General features: G+C 74.0%; 15 protein-coding genes and 1 tRNA gene. 8 read left to right on the top strand and 8 right to left on the bottom strand.

The annotated features are described in order from the left end of the window. Positions 1–26: 26 nt before the first annotated feature. From MODMU_RS08620 to MODMU_RS08610, 3 genes are all read right to left on the bottom strand, one after another. The gene (locus MODMU_RS08620) at positions 27–1013 is read right to left on the bottom strand and encodes an AAA family ATPase (RefSeq protein ID WP_014739835.1); all 987 of its coding nucleotides are present in this window, start codon (positions 1011–1013) and stop codon (positions 27–29) included. 105 nt (positions 1014–1118) lie between these two features. Next, positions 1119–1874 carry an ABC transporter permease subunit gene (locus MODMU_RS08615; protein ID WP_014739834.1) on the bottom strand — a complete coding sequence of 252 codons (756 nt, stop codon included), beginning with the start codon at positions 1872–1874 and terminating at the stop codon, positions 1119–1121. A gap of 32 nt (positions 1875–1906) precedes the next feature. Next, positions 1907–2779, bottom strand: coding sequence for an ABC transporter ATP-binding protein (locus MODMU_RS08610; RefSeq protein ID WP_014739833.1), 873 nt, complete (start codon positions 2777–2779; stop codon positions 1907–1909). Positions 2780–2969: 190 nt separating this feature from the next. Here MODMU_RS08610 and MODMU_RS08605 point away from each other — a divergent pair, with 190 nt between their 5' ends. The 7 genes from MODMU_RS08605 (at position 2970) to MODMU_RS08575 (ending at position 9548) form a co-directional block, all read left to right on the top strand. Continuing rightward, positions 2970–4115: a sensor histidine kinase gene (locus MODMU_RS08605; protein ID WP_014739832.1), complete on the top strand. Its 1146-nt coding sequence runs from the start codon at positions 2970–2972 to the stop codon at positions 4113–4115. After that, positions 4112–4774, top strand: coding sequence for a response regulator transcription factor (locus tag MODMU_RS08600; RefSeq protein WP_014739831.1), 663 nt, complete (start codon positions 4112–4114; stop codon positions 4772–4774). The genes MODMU_RS08605 and MODMU_RS08600 overlap by 4 nt, the downstream gene beginning before the upstream one ends. A gap of 48 nt (positions 4775–4822) precedes the next feature. Next, entirely contained in the window at positions 4823–6151 is a 1329-nt protein-coding gene (locus MODMU_RS08595) for an adenylate/guanylate cyclase domain-containing protein (protein ID WP_041796260.1), read from the top strand. 58 nt (positions 6152–6209) lie between these two features. Then, positions 6210–7046 carry a class I SAM-dependent methyltransferase gene (locus MODMU_RS08590; protein ID WP_014739829.1) on the top strand — a complete coding sequence of 279 codons (837 nt, stop codon included), beginning with the start codon at positions 6210–6212 and terminating at the stop codon, positions 7044–7046. 105 nt (positions 7047–7151) lie between these two features. Then, a complete protein-coding gene (locus tag MODMU_RS08585) occupies positions 7152–7766 on the top strand; it encodes an MBL fold metallo-hydrolase (RefSeq protein WP_014739828.1) in 615 nt (204 codons plus the stop codon). 67 nt (positions 7767–7833) lie between these two features. Further along, positions 7834–8718 carry an aldo/keto reductase gene (locus MODMU_RS08580; protein WP_014739827.1) on the top strand — a complete coding sequence of 295 codons (885 nt, stop codon included), beginning with the start codon at positions 7834–7836 and terminating at the stop codon, positions 8716–8718. A gap of 263 nt (positions 8719–8981) precedes the next feature. After that, positions 8982–9548 (top strand): hemerythrin domain-containing protein, encoded by a 567-nt coding sequence (locus MODMU_RS08575; protein WP_166503433.1) that lies wholly within the window; start codon positions 8982–8984, stop codon positions 9546–9548. 107 nt (positions 9549–9655) lie between these two features. Here the strand turns inward: MODMU_RS08575 and MODMU_RS08570 are convergent. Continuing rightward, positions 9656–9731, bottom strand: a tRNA-Asn gene (locus tag MODMU_RS08570). Between the two features lie 133 nt (positions 9732–9864). Here MODMU_RS08570 and MODMU_RS08565 point away from each other — a divergent pair. Next, on the top strand, positions 9865–10077 hold the full coding sequence (locus MODMU_RS08565; RefSeq protein WP_014739825.1) for a hypothetical protein: 213 nt from the start codon (positions 9865–9867) through the stop codon (positions 10075–10077). A gap of 17 nt (positions 10078–10094) precedes the next feature. On the opposite strand, the gene MODMU_RS08560 is transcribed toward MODMU_RS08565, so the two are convergent. From MODMU_RS08560 to MODMU_RS08545, 4 genes are read right to left on the bottom strand one after another with little or no spacing between them, the layout of a single operon-like run. Continuing rightward, complete coding sequence (locus tag MODMU_RS08560; protein ID WP_014739824.1) at positions 10095–10667, bottom strand: hypothetical protein; 573 nt, start codon at positions 10665–10667, stop codon at positions 10095–10097. Continuing rightward, positions 10664–13042 (bottom strand): DNA primase, encoded by a 2379-nt coding sequence (gene dnaG, locus MODMU_RS08555; RefSeq protein ID WP_014739823.1) that lies wholly within the window; start codon positions 13040–13042, stop codon positions 10664–10666. Before dnaG ends, MODMU_RS08560 begins: the two co-directional genes overlap by 4 nt. Next, complete coding sequence (locus MODMU_RS08550; RefSeq protein WP_014739822.1) at positions 13042–13521, bottom strand: hypothetical protein; 480 nt, start codon at positions 13519–13521, stop codon at positions 13042–13044. The genes dnaG and MODMU_RS08550 overlap by 1 nt, the downstream gene beginning before the upstream one ends. Before the next feature lie 17 nt (positions 13522–13538). Further along, positions 13539–14168, bottom strand: coding sequence for a YdcF family protein (locus MODMU_RS08545; RefSeq protein ID WP_231851817.1), 630 nt, complete (start codon positions 14166–14168; stop codon positions 13539–13541). Between the last annotated feature and the right edge of the window lie 38 nt (positions 14169–14206).

The following is a 14206-nucleotide window of genomic DNA, read 5'->3' as shown; positions in this document are numbered from 1 at the left end:
TGCCGTCCCGCGGGGAGTCGAGCCCCTCAGGTGGACTGCTCGCCCAGCGCGCGGGCGGCCTCGGCGATGTCGCTCGCGGTGAGGGTCGAGACGTCGGCCCGGTCCAGGGCGTCGACGCTGCGGCCCTCGCCGCGGGTCAGCCGCAGCGCCTGGCGGTTGAGCGCCTGCTCGAACAGGGTGCGGACGAAGCGCGCGTTGCCCGACTCCTGGTCCGACGTCAGCCCTCGGAGGGTGCGGCGGAGCGTCACCTCGGCGCCGGGCTCCAGCACGTACTCGTGCTGGGCCACGACGCCGGAGAAGATGGCCTCGAGCTCGTCGGTCGAGTAGTCGGGGAACCTGATCTCGCGGGCGAACCGCGAGCGGAGGCCCGGGTTGGAGGCCAGGAACGCCTCCATCAGCCGGGGGTAGCCGGCCACGATCACCACGAGGCGGTGGCGGTGGTCCTCCATGCGCTTGAGCAGGACCTCGATCGCCTCGGGCCCGAAGTCCAGCCGGCCGTCGCCCTCCGGGGACAGCGAGTAGGCCTCGTCGATGAACAGGACGCCGTCGAGCGCCCGGCGGACCACGCGGTCGGTCTTGATCGCGGTCGCACCGACGTACTGCCCGACCAGGGCCGCCCGGTCGACCTCCACCAGGTGGCCCTTCTGCAGCAGGCCGACCGCCCGGTACATCTCGGCCAGCAGCCGCGCCACCGTGGTCTTGCCCGTGCCCGGGTTCCCGAGGAACACCAGGTGCTGGGACGTCGCCGCCTCGGGCAGGCCGTGCGCCTTGCGGCGGGCCTGCACCTGCAGGAAGGCGACGAGCGCCTGGACCTGCTCCTTCACCACCTCCAGCCCGATGAGCCCGTCGAGCTCCGCCTCGATCACCGGGAGCGGCCGGGCCGGCCCGGGGCGGCCGCCGAAGAGGTCGCTCATCAGGTCGTCGACGCCGCGCAGACCGGGCCGGGGCAGCTGGTCGCCCAGCCGACCGACGGTCTCGCGGAGGTCGTCCAGCGGCCTGCGGTTGGACGCCATGCCAGGAGCGTAGGCGCGGCGGGGACGACGGGCTCGTCATGTGGACGTGCCGAGCGCCCTCTCGACCGGATCGAGAAGGCGCTCGGCGCGGAGGGGTCCCGGCGGCTACTGGACCGCGCGGCGGCGGGTCATCGCCGCGCCGGCGACCAGGGCGACCGCCACCCAGACGACCAGGACGGTGACCGCGTGCGCCTGGTCGTCGGCCTGCGCCAGGTCGAGCACCGCGTTGCCCGGGTCGACGTCGTCGGCCAGCGCCGGCTGGAACGTCTGCAGCAGCGGCAGGACGCCGAGGTTGAGCAGGTAGACGCCGGTCAGCGCGCCCGGGGTGTTGCCGAGCGCCGCGCCGACCCCGGCGCCGATGAGCGCGAACACCGCACCGGCGATGCCCACCACGAGCAGCGCCCGCCCGACGCCGTCGAACGGCACCGACGGCCCGAACAGCGCCAGCACCCCGGTCGCCAGCGCCGCGGCGACCGCCGCCACGACGGCCCCGACCGCGGCCACCGCCAGGGCCTTGGCCACCAGGACGCGGGACCGGCGGGGCTCGAGCAGGTAGGTGGTCTGCACGCTGCCGTGGGTCCACTCACCAGCCGTGGACAGCACCCCGAGCGCGAGCAGGACCAGCACCGACAGCATGCCGGTCACCACCACGGGGCCGGTCGGTGAGCTGAGCGGCCCGGCGGAGGAGGCGACCGCCACCGACATCGCGGCGGGGGCGAGCAGCGCCGCGGCGGCGACCAGCGCGACGCCGGACCGGGTGGACAGCGACTTGCGGACCTCCAACCCGACCTGGGCGGGCAGCGAGGCGCTCGACCGGCGGGCGACGACGGGACGGGAGGTGGGGAGGACGGCGGTGGTCATGGGGATCTCCGAGGGTGGGGGTGGGGAGGAGCTCAGGCGGCGGTGAGGGAGAAGAAGACGTCCTCCAGGCCGCGCTGCAGCGGCCGGAGGTCGGTGAGCGCGTGACCGCCGGCGGCCGCGACGGCCCCGACGTCGGCCGGCGAGGCACCGGAGACGACCAGCGCACCGTCGGCTCCGTGCGCCACCGCGAAGCCCGCGGCGGAAAGCGCGCCGGCGAGGGCGCCGGCGTCCGCGGCGCGGACGGAGACGCCGTCGGTGCCCAGCAGCGAGGCCACCGGCCCGTCGGCCACGATCCGGCCGCCGCCGATGACCAGCAGCCGGTCGACGGTGTGCTCGACCTCGCCGAGCAGGTGGCTGGACAGCAGCACCGTGCCGCCCCGGGCGGCGTGGTCGCGCAGCAGGGAGCGCATCCAGCGGATGCCCTCCGGGTCCAGCCCGTTGGCCGGCTCGTCGAACACCAGCACCGGCGGGTCGGCCAGCAGTGCGGCGGCGATGCCCAGCCGCTGCCGCATGCCGAGGGAGTAGCCCTTGATCCGCCGGTGCCCGGCCGACGTCAGGTCGACCAGCTCGAGGACCTCGTCGACCCGGGCGGCGGGCACACCGAGCGCGTCCGCGATCAGCCGCAGGTGGGTGCGGCCGGTCCGGCCGGGGTGGACGGCGGCGGCGTCCAGCAGCGTGCCCATCACGGCGCCCGGGTTGGGCAGGGCCGCGTAGGGCCGCCCGTCCACCAGGGCCGAGCCGGACGTGGGCGGCACCAGACCGGCGAGCATGCGCATCGTCGTCGTCTTCCCGGCGCCGTTGGGCCCGAGGAACCCGGTCACCGTGCCGGGCTCGAGGGCGAACGAGACGTCGTCGACGACGGTGCGCCCGCCGTACTGCTTGGTCAGTCCGCTGACTGTGATCATGAGGTCCTCCGCGGCTCGACCGGCCTCTCCGGTCGCTGGGGAGACCCTGTCGCGGAGGGGGCGGCGGCCGCGTCGCCCGGAGGACCAGACATCCGGTCGCACATCGGTGGGCGGCTGTCATCCGAAGGTCGATCGGTGTCGAGCCGATCGGCCGACCCGGGTGGCGCCGCGGCCGACATACGCTCCGCGCATGGGGCTCCGGGCGCGCATCTGGCCGGGTCTCCGCACGCGCGGGGTGGTGCTCGAGGTCGCCATCGCGGTGCTGAGCACGGGAGCGGTCAGCGCGGGCGCCGCGACGGGCGACCGCGGGCCGGTGTCGGTGGCCGTGTTCGCCGCGCTGACCGCCGTCACCTTCCTCCTGCTGCTCACGTTGCGCCGTCGGGCCCCGTTCCTGCCGTTCCTGCTCAGCGCCGTCCTGTCGGTGCTCTCCCCGGCGATCAACGGCGCCCTGACGCCGCTGTCCTACGCGGTGGGCCGGTACGACGGGCGCTGGCCGGTCCGGTGCGTCGCGGCGGTGGCCGGGACGGTCGTGGTCGCCCAGCCGTGGGCCGGCGGCGAGGCCGGTGAGCAGGTCAGCCGGTGGCTCGGCGGCGCGGTGCTGGTGCTGCTGCCCGGCGCGGTCGGGGTGTACGTGCGCACCCGCGCCCTGCTGCTGGCTGCGCTGCGCGACCGTGCCGAGAAGGCGGAGGCCGAGCGCGAGCTGCTGGCCCGCGACGCCGTCCTCACCGAGCGGACCCGCATCGCCCGGGAGATGCACGACGCCGTCGGCCACCGGGTGAGCCTCATGGTCCTGCAGGCCGGTGCCATCGAGATGGCCGCAGCCGACCAGGACCGCGTCCAGCAGCTGGCCGGGCAGGTGCAGACGGCCGGCCGGCAGGCGCTCGACGAGCTGCGCCAGATGGTCGGCGTCCTGCGCGCCGAGGACGGCGACGAGGCCGCGCCGCTGGGCCCGCAGCCGGGGGTGGCCGACCTGCCGACGCTGGTCGCCCAGTCCCGGGACGCCGGGATGGTGGTGGAGCTGACCGGCCCGCCCGAGGGTGCCGCCGCCGTCGACCCGGTCGCCGACCGGGCGGCGTACCGGATCGTCCAGGAGTCGCTGACGAACGCCGGCAAGCACGCCCCCGGTGCGGCGGTGCGGGTGTGCGTCGAGCGGCGGCAGGGCGAGCTGGTCGTCCGCGTCACCAACGGTCCCCCGCCCGCGCCGGCGGACGGCGCGCCGAGCGGCGGCTACGGATTGGTGGGGTTGGGTGAGCGGGTGCGCACCCTGGGCGGCCGGCTGACCACCGGCCCACGACTGGACGGCGGGTTCGAGGTCGAGGCGGTGCTGCCGACGTGAGCGCGATCCGGGTGCTGCTGGTCGACGACGAGGAGCTCGTGCGGTTCGGCCTGCGGACGGTGCTCGAGTCCGTCGGCGGGTTCGAGGTCGTCGGCGAGGCGGGGGACGGCGCGGCAGGGGTCGCGGCCGCCCGCGAGCTGCGCCCGGACGTCGTGCTGACCGACATCCGGATGCCGGGGATGGACGGGCTGGCCGCGACGCGCGCGATCCTCGCGCTGCCCGACCCGCCGCAGGTCGCCGTCCTGACGACCTTCCACGTCGACGAGTACGTGTACGCGGCCCTGGCGGCGGGCGCCGCCGGCTTCCTGCTCAAGGACACCCCGCCGCGGGAGATCGCCTCGGCGGTGCGGGCGGTCGCCGACGGCACGGCCACCCTCTCCCCCGCCGTCACCGCCACGCTGATCGACTCCTACGTCGACCGTCGAGCCGCCCCGCGCCGGGCTGCGGCGCTGCAGCGGGTGGCGACCCTGTCCGACCGCGAGCAGGAGGTGCTGCGGCTGCTCGGCACGGGTGAGTCGAACGCCGACCTCGCCCGGCGGCTGATCGTGAGCGAGGCGACGGTGAAGACCTACGTCTCCCGGCTGCTCACCAAGCTCGACCTGACCAACCGCACCCAGGCGGCGATCCTCGCCCACGAGGCGGGTCTGCTGGAGGGCTGAACGGTGCTTGTCGGTCCGGACGGGGCCGAGCACAGTGGAGCCGTGACGATGCCGACGACCCGCTACGCGCGGAGCGGCGGCGTCAACATCGCCTACCAGGTGGTCGGCACGGGGCCGTTCGACCTCCTCTGGGTGCCCGGCTGGGTCTCCAACCTCGAGATGAGCTGGGAGGTCCCGGAGTACGCGCGGTTCCTCACCCGGCTGGCCTCGTTCTCCCGGCTGATCCTGTTCGACAAGCGCGGCACGGGGCTCTCCGACGCGGTCCCGATCGAGAACCTGCCGGACCTCGACCAGCGGATGGACGACGTCCGGGCGGTCCTGGAGGCGGCCGGCTCGACGACCGCGGCGATCCTCGGCGCCTCCGAGGGCGGCAACCTCAGCATCCTGTTCGCCGCCACCTACCCCGAGCGCGTCCGCGCCCTGGTCCTGGCGGCGACCTTCGTCAAGCGCGTCTGGAGCCCCGACTACCCCTGGGCGCCGACGCCGGAGGAGCGCGAGCAGGAGCGCGTGATGCTGGAGCGGGAGTGGTCCGGTGACATGGGGCTGGCCGACCTCGCGCCCGGTGCGGTCGGTGACCCGGCGTTGATGCGCCGGATCGCGACGTTCTTCCGCCGCAGAGCGAGCCCCGGCGCCGCGGTGGCGCTCAACCGGATGAACACCGAGATCGACACGCGCTCGCTGCTGCCGGCGCTCACCGCGCCGACGTTGGTGCTCTGCCGGCGGGACGACCACGGGGTGAGCGCCGAGGAGTCGCGCTGGATCGCCGACCAGATCCCGCACGCCCGGTACGTCGAGCTGCCGGGCGACGACCACCTGCCCTGGCTGGGCGACGTGGACGGGCTGCTCGACGAGGTCGAGGTCTTCCTGACCGGGGTCCGCCGCGGGCCGGACCCGGACCGCAGGCTCGCCACCGTGCTGTTCACCGACATCGTCGGCTCCACGGAGAAGGCGGCTGAGCTCGGCGACCGGGCCTGGCACGAGCTGCTGGAGAAGCACAACGCCGTGGTCCGGCGGGAGCTGGACCGCTTCGGGGGCCTGGAGGTCGACACGGCAGGAGACGGCTTCTTCGCGACGTTCGACGGTCCGGCACGGGCGGTGCGCTGCGCCTGCGCGGTCGCCGAGGCGGTGCGCGCACTGGGGCTCGCCACGCGCGCCGGGGTGCACACCGGCGAGGTCGAGCTGGTCGACGGCACGGTGCGCGGCATCGCCGTCCACATCGGCGCGCGCATCGCGGCCGAGGCCGGCCCCGGGGAGGTGCTCACGTCCAGCACGGTGAAGGACCTGGTGGCGGGCTCCGGGCTCCGGTTCCGGGAGCGGGGTGCCGCGCAGCTGAAGGGCGTCCCCGGTACGTGGCAGAATTACCTCGTGGAGCCGTGACGGAGCCCGCGCACCGGAGGGGTGACGTGGCTGCCCGGCCGGGCCAGCATGGACCGGCATGGACGACGACGCTGTCGACCCCGCCTCCGAGTACGTCCTCGGCTCGACCGATCCGGAGATGGCCCGGCTGGCCGCCATCTCCCGGGTGTACGGCCCGCTGACCGGCGCCTGGCTGGACGCCGCCGGGGTGCGGCCCGGGATGCGGGTGGCCGACCTGGGGTGCGGCCCCGGCGACGTCGCACTTGCTGCCGCGCGGCGGGTCGGGCCGACCGGCTCGGTGGTGGGGGTGGACGACGCCGTCCGACCGCTCGAGCGGGCCCGCCGCCGGGCGGCGGACGAGCAGCTGGCGACGGTCACCTTCGAGCAGGGCGACGTGCTCAACTGGGCGCCGGCCGAGCCGCTGGACGCCATCGTCGGCCGGTTCATCCTGATGCACCTGCCCGACCCGGTCGCCGCGGTCGTTCGAGCCGCGGAGCTGGTGCGGCCGGGCGGGATCGTCGCCTTCGCCGACGTCGCGCTGACCACCCGCGGCGCGCTGCCGGAGCTGCCCCTGCTGACGGCGTACCTCGGGTGGCTCCTCGAGACGTTGCGGCGGGCCGGCCGGCCGGTCGACATGGCCCTGCGGCTGGCCGCGGTCTTCGCCGCGGCTGGGCTGCCCGACCCGGTGCTCACCTCCGCCGCCCCGGCCGAGCGGGGCGGCGACGCCGTCGGCTGGTCGATCGTCGCCGGCGACCTCACGAGCCTGCTGCCGGTGATCGAGCGGACCGGCGTCGCGACGGCAGCCGAGATCGGGCCCGACACCTTCGAGCAGCGGTTGCGGGCGCAGGCGGCCGCGCAGGACGCGGTGCTGCTGAACCCGCTCGTCGTCGGCGCCTCCGCGCGCGTGCGCCGATGAGTTCTCTGCAGCTCCGCAGTCGTAGCGCTGAGAACCGCCCATCGACGTCCAGGGGAACGAGGGAGCATGGCCACACCAGTGCAGGGTGAGGAAGCGACACGCGGGATGCCGACCCCGACCATCACGCCGGTCCTCGTGGCGCACCTGGTCGCCGAGGGCGAGCTGATGCCGGTCTACGTGCACGTCATCGACCACCCGGACGGGCGGGTGCTCGTCGACACCGGCATGACCGAGCTGCACCCGGCGGGGGCGGACCTGGACCCGCGGCTGGTCCCGCTGAGCGAGCAGGCCGACTTCGACCTGGCTGGCATCGACCTCGTCGTCAACACGCACCTGCACTTCGACCACTGCGGCGGCAACCACCTGTTCGCCGGCAAGCCCGTCTACGTGCAGCGCCGCGAGCTCGACGACGCGCGCAGCCTGGAGGACTACACGATCCGCGCGTGGGTCGAGGCGCCTGGCGTGCAGTACGTGCCGGTCGACGGCGAGCACGAGCTGCTGCCGGGGGTCCGGCTGGTCCCGGCGCCCGGCCACACGGCGGGCTCGCAGGTGGTCGTCGTCGAGACAGGCGGGCGGCCCGCCGTCATCGGCGGTGACATGGCGGTCTGGTTCGGCGAGCTCGACGAGCCGCGCGACGAGGGCCAGCGGCTGGTGCGCGCGATGGAGCCCGAGCTGGTCTGGCTGTCGCACACCGACGAGCCATGGCGGCCGCCGGCCTGAGCCCAGCGTCCGGGGGGTACTGGTGGTCACTGTCGTGGCCCGGGAGGGCGCGCCTAACGTCGAGCGCATGGAGATGATCACGCTCAACAACGGCGTCCAGCTGCCGCCGATCGGCTTCGGGGTCTTCCAGAGCTCGCCCGAGGAGACGACGGCGGCGGTGCGTACCGCGCTCGAGGTCGGCTACCGGCACATCGACACCGCGGCCGCCTACGGCAACGAGCGGCAGGTGGGCGAGGGCATCCGCGCCTCCGGCGTCGACCGGCACGAGATCGTGGTGGAGACCAAGATCTGGGTCTCGGACTACGGGTACGACCAGACGCTGCACGCCTTCGAGAAGGCCACCCGCAAGCTCGGGTTCGACACGATCGACGTGCTGATCCTCCACCAGCCGGCGCCGGACCGGTTCGAGAAGACCATCGCGGCCTACCAGGCGCTCGAGCAGCTGCACCGGGACGGGAGGGTGCGGGCCATCGGGGTCAGCAACTTCATGCCGCACCACCTCGCGACCCTGCTCGACCGCACCGAGATCGTCCCGGCGCTGAACCAGATCGAGCTGCACCCGTACTTCCAGCAGCGCGACGTGCAGGCCGCGGACGCCGAGCACGGCATCCACGACCAGTCCTGGTCGCCGATCGGCGGCATCACCTTCTACCCGGGCTTCGGGGACGAACGGCGGAGCGTCCTGGACGACGAGACCATCGGCACCGTCGCCGCGGCGCACGACCGGACGCCGGCCCAGGTGATGCTGCGCTGGCACGTCCAGCACGGCCGCAACGCCATCCCGAAGTCGACGAACCCGGCGCGCATCGCCGAGAACCTCGCGGTGTTCGACTTCGAGCTGACGCCGGACGAGATGGCCAGGATCGACGCCCTGGACACCGGCCGCCGCGGCGGCCCGGACCCCGACGGTGCCGACACCTCGCGGTTCGAGCGGGTCATCCCGGAGGACTGACCGCGATGGACCTCACGGCGCAGATCCGCGACTTCCTGACCACCCGCCGCGCCCGGCTCACGCCCGCCGACGTCGGGCTGCCCGACTACGGCGGATGACGGCAGGTCGCGGGTCTGCGCCGCGAGGAGGTGGCGTCGCTGGCCAGCGTGGCGCCGGTGTCGTGGAGCGTCGTCCGGCGCGGCTGGTACGACAGCGTGTGCCAGGGGTAGGAAGAGCGTGGAGCAAGAGGCGCTCCGCTGGTAGGCGCACGGATGTGGGACGAGATGACCACGAGCACCGGCGACCAGGACGTCGTCGACATCCTCACCACCGACCACCACGAGGTCATGGACCTGATCGGCCAGATCCCCGGGGCTGATCCTGGGCAGCGCCGGGACCTGGCCGACACCGTGATCGCCGAGCTGATGCGGCACTCGGTGGCCGAGGAGATGTACGTGTACCCGGCCATGAAGGACCACTTGCCGGACGGCGAGAGCAGGGTCCAGCACGACGTCGAGGAGCACCAGGAGCTCGTCGAGATGATGAAGGAACTGGAGGACGTCGACTCGGCGGACCCGAAGTTCCTGCAGACCCTCGGCCGCCTGGAGACGGTGCTGCGCGACCACGTCTCCGACGAGGAGCGCGACCAGTTCCCGTTGCTGCGCGCTCACCTGAGCCGGGAGCAACTGGTGGAAATCGGCGGCAAGGTCGAGGCCGCGAAGAAGGCCGCCCCGACTCGCCCACACCCGTCAGCCCCGCACAGCGAGCTGTTCCACAAGACGCTCGGACCGGGGGTCGGCCTCGTCGACCGGCTGCGCGACAAGCTGACAGGCCGGCCGAACAAGGCCTGACCGGCGCGCCGGCTGGCGCGCGTCTCGCGTCGATCGGCCGAGGGCGCGAGCCGACTTGGACAGAGAAGAGGCTCTGACTGGCGTACCCGCCGGTCAGAGCCTCTGTGTGGCTCCCTCGATAGGACTTGAACCTATAACCCTGCGATTAACAGTCGCATGCTCTGCCAATTGAGCTACGAGGGAACGACGGGTGGTGGCCCGTTCGCTCATCCAGATTACCTCACCCACGGCGGGCCATGCAGGTGGGGGGCACTCGGCGGGTCGGATGTCGGACAGCCCGGTAGCGTGATCATTCCCCGAACCCAGGAGGTCCCTCGTGGCCAAGCTGTCCTTCATCGCCGGCTTCGGCGCCGGCTACGTCCTCGGCGCGAAGGCCGGTCGCGAGCGCTACGAGCAGATCCGCCGCGCCTACCACCACGCCAAGGACGACCCGCGCCTGCAGAGCGCCGCCGGCATGGCCCAGGCCCGCGCCGACGCCGCCGTCAGCTCCGTCAAGAACCGCATCGGGAACGAGACCGGCAGCCGCTGACCCCCGACCCCACCTGCTCAGCGGGTGGGGTCGTCAGCCGCGACTGCGGCGGCCAGCCGCTCCCGCGCAAGGTCGCGGGCGACCGGGTCGTCACGGTCCGCGTCGTCGTCGAACACCACGGTCCACTCCCGGGCCGCCTGACCGGGCACCCGCCGCGCCACCAGCAGCACCGCACCACCACTCGGCAGCGGGTGCCGCTGGCTGGTGACCACCGTCTGGTCCACCCGCTTCTTCAGCACCGCCGGGAGCTCCCCCGCCTCGCGCAGCACGTGCCGCTGCGGCGCCAGCCGCGCCTGGACGCCCGGCTCGACCTCCGTCAGCGGCGTCACGACGAACGTGCCGCCGCTTCCGGCGGCGTTCCAGCGGGCGCTGCCGATCTCGTGCCACGGCAGCACCGGCACCTCGGCGGCGGCGCTCAGGTCCAGCCCGGCCGGGACGACGCGCAGCCCGCGCGACGTCGCCACGGTCCAGCCGCCGTCGACCCGCTCGCCCCAGGCGAGCACCCGCTCGTCGGCGTCCGCAGAGACCACCGCGCGCACCGCCTCCGGTGGCCGGGCGAACCGGGCGCGGACCCGCTCGACGAGGCTCACAGCCCGCCGGCCGCCCGCGCCCGCAGCGACCGGGCCAGCTGCTCCAGGTCGATGAGCTTCTTGAACGCCCGCATGTACTCGTCCTGCGCCTCGACCGGGTTGGTGCGCTGCAGCTTGCCCTTCACCGCCACCACCTCGCGGTCGGTGGCCATCAGCTGCAGCCGGGCCATCAGCGCGTTGACGTAACCGGGGTCGTTCTCCCCGACGCTGTGCATCGGCTCGACCGCCAGCGCGGTCAGCATCCCCTTCGCAGAGTCCCGGTCGACGTGCGCCGAGACCTCCTCCAGCCAGGCCGGCCCGGACGTCGTCGCCCCGGCCGCTCCCCCGGCGCCGGCGACCCCGGCCGCCACTGCCGCGTAGTCCGGGTCGGTGTACGCACTCGGCGCCACGGCGTCGAAGTCAGGTCCGGCGATCTCCGGGCACTGGAGCGCTGCCTTGACCGCCTCCCGTTCGACCTCACGGGCTGCGTCCTCCGGGGAGCGCTGCGCGGCGCGCGGGCGGGACCGCGGGCGCTGCTCGCCGCCGCTGTCGCCGGCCAGCTGGCGCACCCGGGCGACGACGTCCGTCTCGTCGGGCAGGCCGAGCAGGCCGGCCAGCCGGCGGGCGTAGGCGGGGCGGAGCGCGTGGTCCTTGATCTGGGCCAGCAGCGGCGCCGTCTTGTCCAGCGCGGCGACCCGGCCCTCGACGGTGTCCAGGTCGTAGCCGTCCAGCGTCGTCCGCAGCACGAACTCGATCAGCGGCGTCCGGCGGGCGATGAGGTCGCGGACGGCGGCGTCGCCGTGCGCCTGGCGCAGCTCGCAGGGGTCGCGCCCCTCCTGCTCGACCGCGACGAAGGTCTGCGCGACGAAGCGCTGGTCCTCCTTGAAGGACTTCATCGCCGCCGCCTGCCCGGCCGCGTCGCCGTCGAAGGTGTAGATCACCTCACCGCGGAACTCGTCCTGGTCCATCAGCAGCCGGCGCAGCACGTTGATGTGCTCGGCGCCGAACGCGGTGCCGCAGGAGGCGACCGCGGTGGTCACGCCGGCCACGTGGCAGGCCATCACGTCGGTGTAGCCCTCGACGACGACCGCCTGGTGGCTGCGGGCGATGTCCCGCTTGGCCCGCTCCACGCCGTAGAGGACGGTGCTCTTCTTGTACAGCGGCGTCTCAGGGGTGTTCAGGTACTTGGGGCCCTGGTCGTCGTCCATGAGCTTGCGCGCCCCGAACCCGATGACGTCGCCGGTGAGGTCGCGGATCGGCCACAGCAGCCGGCGGTGGAACCGGTCGATGAGGGTGCCCCGGGAGGACTCCTTGGCCAGCCCGCCGGTGACCAGCTCCTCCTGGGTGTAGCCCAATCCGCGCAGGTGCCGGGTCAGGGTGTCCCAGCCGCCGGGGGCGTAGCCGCAGCCGAAGTCCAGCGCCACCTGCCGGTCAAAGCCGCGCTCGGCGAGGAACGTCCGCGCCGGCGCGGCCTCCGGGGTCATCAGCTGGGCGGCGTAGAAGTCCGCGGCGGCGGTGTTGGCCGCGACCAGCCGAGCCCGCTGCCCGGCCTGCGCCCGGTTCGGGCCGGCGGTGGCGCGACCGCCGTCGTCCTCGTACTGCAGCTGCACGCCGGTGCGACCGGCGAGCAGCTCGACCGCCTCGGTGAAGGACAGGTGGTCGATCTTCTGGATGAAGGCGATGACGTCGCCGCCTTCCCCACAACCGAAGCAGTTGCCGGTGAGCAGGTCGTCCTCGAGCGTGAAGGCGTGGGTCCCTGGCACCTCCGCGCAGAAGACCTCTTCGACCCGGTCGCTCCACTCCACCGACTGCACGACCCAGTCGAGGTCGCCGCCGACCGTCCCACGTGCAGGGACGTCCATCCGGCCTCCGCCTGCGGCTGCGCCGGCAGCGACGAGCTCGCGGGCTGCTGGCAACGAGTGCGACAGCCGGTCGCCGGGCTGGAGGTCCTTGGTCAGCTTCTCGCGGCGGTGCTGCCGGAGGGCCCCGGACGGCACGAACCAGCGGTGCTCGTCGGTCGCGTGGACGACCTTGGTCCGGCCGTTGCGGGTGAGCGTCATGCGCATCAGCCGCTGCACGCCGTAGCTCTTGAACGGAGCCTCGACCCAGCCGCCGTCCCCGTTGAGGACGCGCACCGTCTTACCGGCCAGCTCCCGGATCGGGATGGTCCCGTCTTCGGTGAGCACGCCGGTCTCACCCGCGAGGCAGTGGAACAGGTTTCGCGACGGGGTGACGTTGAAGGACGGCGACTTCTCGTCGTGGAACGGGCACAGCCCCTTGAGGCTGCCGCCGCCGGCGCGCTTGAGCTGCAGGTGCTCGCCGATGATCTCGTCGATCTTGGCCCGCTCGCGGACCGTCGCGATGTCCGCGGCGCGGATCCGCCCCCGGCCGGCCATCAGACGGCCGCCGCGGCCGCGGCCCAGCGCCGGCCGAGGACGAGCTCGACCCACAGCAGGAAGACCGCGTGGTCCAGTGACAGGTCCGGGCTCGCGGTGAGCGTCGGCCGTGGGCTCCAGGACCCGGTCGTGCCGCTCCCCGCCAGCTGCCGGCCGCCGACGGCGTACCGGTGCGTGCCCTTCCAGCGCGACGCCGACGTCACGTCCACCGCGACGCCGTCCAGCTCCACCGCCCAGGTGCCGTTCCAGTAGGACGTCTGCCGCGCCCGCAGCCGGACGGCGTCCTCGGGGTCGACGGCCCACCGGCCGGTCAGCTCACGGCCGGCCTTACCGAAGGCCCACGACCGCTCCCCCACCTCGGCCGTGGCCGCCTCCTTCCAGTTCGAGGCGTGCAACGTCGCGACGACGGCACCGTCGGAGAGCACCGGCACGGCGCCCTTCCCGGTGCCGTGCGACCCGCTCTTGCCCAGCTCCAGCACGATGTCCTTCCTCAGCCTCAGCCGATGCCCGGGGCGCCGGCGACGCTCTCGCCGGTCACGCGGTAGAGCAGGTAGGCAGCCGTCTCCCGCAGGATGTAGCGGAACTGCGTGGTGCGCGTCTGCACCGCGGGGCCCTGCCGGGTGGGCGAGCTGCGGGCGTCCATGCCGGCGTCCTCGGCCATCCGCTCGGCGCGCATCGCGTGCCAGGGGTCGGTGACCAGGACGGCGGTGTCCCAGCCGCGGTCGTCGAACTGCGTGCCCACCGCCCGCATGCTCTCCAGGGTGTCCGCGCCCTCCTGGACCGCCAGCAGCGCGTCGTCCGGGACCCCGGCGTCGGCCAGGTACTCCCGGCCCGCCTCGGCCTCGGAGAACTGGTCGCCGGTGGCCTTGCCCCCGACGGTGACGATCACCGGCGCGACACCCTCCTCGTACAGCTCCAGCGCGTGCTCGAGCCGGGCCTCGAAGATCGACGACGGGACGCCGTTGTACTGCGCCGACCCGAGCACCACGATCGCGTCGGAGCCGGGCCGGGAGTCCTGCCGCGCCGTCCACCAGATGGCCAGGGCCGTGGCGCCGGTCATGAGCAGGACCGCGGCCACCGCTGCCCCGATCACCCGGCCGACCAGCCGCCCCGCCCCCACTGCCACGCGTCATGGGTACCACGCGGTGCCGACGCCGGTGCGAC

The organism is Modestobacter italicus (genome assembly GCF_000306785.1).
Classification (GTDB): Bacteria; Actinomycetota; Actinomycetes; order Mycobacteriales; family Geodermatophilaceae; genus Modestobacter; species Modestobacter italicus.
Note: the sequence above shows the minus strand (reverse complement) of the source record. Positions and strands in the feature narration are given on the sequence as shown.

Excerpts from the sequence above, each read along its gene's own strand:
- MODMU_RS08590 (WP_014739829.1), top strand. The coding sequence starts at position 6,210 with ATGGACGACGACGCTGTCGACCCCGCCTCCGAGTACGTCCTCGGCTCG.
- MODMU_RS08585 (WP_014739828.1), top strand. The coding sequence starts at position 7,152 with ATGCCGACCCCGACCATCACGCCGGTCCTCGTGGCGCACCTGGTCGCC.
- MODMU_RS08595 (WP_041796260.1), top strand. The coding sequence starts at position 4,823 with ATGCCGACGACCCGCTACGCGCGGAGCGGCGGCGTCAACATCGCCTAC.
- MODMU_RS08575 (WP_166503433.1), top strand. The coding sequence starts at position 8,982 with ATGACCACGAGCACCGGCGACCAGGACGTCGTCGACATCCTCACCACC.
- MODMU_RS08620 (WP_014739835.1), bottom strand. The coding sequence starts at position 1,013 with ATGGCGTCCAACCGCAGGCCGCTGGACGACCTCCGCGAGACCGTCGGT.
- MODMU_RS08615 (WP_014739834.1), bottom strand. The coding sequence starts at position 1,874 with ATGACCACCGCCGTCCTCCCCACCTCCCGTCCCGTCGTCGCCCGCCGG.
- MODMU_RS08605 (WP_014739832.1), top strand. The coding sequence starts at position 2,970 with ATGGGGCTCCGGGCGCGCATCTGGCCGGGTCTCCGCACGCGCGGGGTG.
- MODMU_RS08580 (WP_014739827.1), top strand. The coding sequence starts at position 7,834 with ATGGAGATGATCACGCTCAACAACGGCGTCCAGCTGCCGCCGATCGGC.
- dnaG (WP_014739823.1), bottom strand. The coding sequence starts at position 13,042 with ATGGCCGGCCGGGGGCGGATCCGCGCCGCGGACATCGCGACGGTCCGC.
- MODMU_RS08610 (WP_014739833.1), bottom strand. The coding sequence starts at position 2,779 with ATGATCACAGTCAGCGGACTGACCAAGCAGTACGGCGGGCGCACCGTC.